Origin of the sequence: Halorubrum sp. CBA1125 (assembly GCF_009742825.1) — an archaeon.
In the GTDB taxonomy this organism is placed as follows: Archaea; Halobacteriota; Halobacteria; order Halobacteriales; family Haloferacaceae; genus Halorubrum.
In genome coordinates, this window is sequence record NZ_WPCE01000312.1 from 1 (window position 1) to 2,033 (window position 2,033).

At 65.8% G+C, this 2,033-nt stretch carries 1 protein-coding gene and 1 pseudogene; one reads left to right on the forward strand and one right to left on the reverse strand.

The features are described 5' to 3' along the window. Positions 1 to 115: 115 nt before the first annotated feature. Entirely contained in the window at positions 116 to 283 is a 168-nt protein-coding gene (locus GJ633_RS16125) for a DUF1931 family protein (protein WP_004267503.1), read from the reverse strand. Between the two features lie 280 nt (positions 284 to 563). Between GJ633_RS16125 and larB the strand changes: the two are divergent. Then, positions 564 to 1,329: pseudogene (larB, locus tag GJ633_RS16130) on the forward strand (nickel pincer cofactor biosynthesis protein LarB). Positions 1,330 to 2,033: the final 704 nt, after the last annotated feature.

Consider the following 2,033-nt stretch of genomic DNA (forward strand, 5'->3'; position numbering starts at 1 on the left):
GAATCGACGGCCGGTCGGCTCCGGTGAATCGACGGCCGGTCGGCTCCGGTGAAATCGACGGCCGGTCGGCTCACGGGACGATAAACACGAAATAACAGAACGGAGCGCGTCCGCCTTAGAGGTCGCGAGGCTGGACCGTCTTGCGGTCGTTGGCCTCGGCGCGGCGCGCAGCGTCTTCGAGCAGCTCGTCCACTTCCTCGTCCAGCGCGTCGTAGAAGTCCGAAGCGACGTTCTTGTCGTCCAGGGCTTCCTTGACGGCCGCTTTGACAATAAGGTCTGCCATGCAACCGGGAGTATCCGTCGACCCTTAATAAGAGTTCCTGAATTCGACCGCGAGGGACGTCGTGACGGCTGTTTGTGGATGGTCGGTATAGCGATCGTATATAAGCTTTGTGAGTGCAAGTGGCGACAGGGGGATCGATACCGCTGGCTCCGGTTACGGAACCGCATACGTTTGGGGGAGTCCGATACGTCCGGTGAAGTTCGAGAGCCCCTCTGTTGATCAAAATGACACCTCCGTTGAAGACCGATAGGTACGCATCCGTGCAGACCGGAGGCAGCGTATGCGCGACACGCTGGAAGCACTCGCGGCCGGCGATATCTCCGTCGCCGAGGCGGAATCGAAACTGGCGGGGTACGCGACGACGAAAGCCGGGCGGTTCGACGCTTCGCGGGAGCACCGCCGGGGGATCCCGGAGGCGATCCTCGCCGAGGGGAAGACCCCGGCAGACGTCGCGTCGCTCGCGATGACCGCACTGGACACCACGGGACGGGTACTCGCGACGCGCGCGGACGACGACGACGCGGCGGCGATCCGAACGGCGGTCGAGGACGCCGATCCCGACGCGACCGTGAAGCACGACGAGCGGACGCGGACGGTCGTCGTGCACAGATCGGACTTCGAACCGCCGTCGCTCGACGCCACCGTCGCCGTCGTCGCTGCCGGCACCGCCGACGCACCGGTGGCCGGCGAGGCGGCAATCGTGGCCCGAGAGGTTGGTGCGACGGTCGACCGCGTCGACGACGTCGGCGTCGCGAACCTCGACCGGCTGCTCGACCAGCGCGAACGGATTCGGGAGGCCGACGTCGTGATCGTCGCGGCCGGACGCGAGGGCGCGCTCCCGACGGTCACCGCGGGGCTCGTCGACGCGCCCGTGATCGCGCTCCCGGTGTCGACGGGGTACGGTGTCGGCGGCGAGGGCGTCGCCGCCCTGCAGGGCGCGCTCCAGTCGTGCTCGGTTCTCACCACGGTGAACGTGGACGCCGGATTCGTCGCGGGCGCAAGCGGGGCTCATCGCCCGAGCGATCGACGAAGGAAGCGGAGAATGAAAAGAGAGTGAGGAGAGGAAACAGAAGGAGAGGGGAGTCAGAAGAGAGTGAGGGGAGAAAGTAGAGAGCGAGTATATCCGCGGATACCGGCACGCAGCGGGGGTGAAAAAGGGTATTTGTTCGTCGAGATCCTACGATCTGTCGCCGGTGAAAACCGGTACCGCATGCCACGCTGTGACCACTGCGGGTCGCACGTCTCGGACCGTTTCGCACGCGTGTTCACGGACGAGTACGGCGACCTAAACGCCTGCCCAGAGTGTGCCGCGAACGCCGGGATCGCCGAAGTCTCCCGGAGACGTACCCGCACCGGAGACTGACGCGACGAACACCGATCCCGGCGCTGTCGACGTCGGGTCGGTGACCGTCGACGCCGGCTCAGGGACGATCGACGCCGCACCGGGTTGTGCCCATCGGGTTCCAGTCGCGTTAGCCGGGCGATCGTCTCGCAGCGATCGTCGATTAGCGTGGTCGCGGTGGGGAACCAATCGGGGTGAGGATTTCATACAACGATTTTCACGCCTGTTCGTTGCTCTCTCAATCTGTTCAATACAGTCCAAGGACCGATCGATCCGCGGCTGCGGTGGCGCGCTCCCGCGAGCGCCCGCAAGGCGCGAGACGGAGCGCGAGGGAACTGCGGATGAGCGCCTCCGAAGAGCGCGGAACCGCGAGGCTGGGGAGGTTTGAGGCGGGGCTGTGCGGTGCGG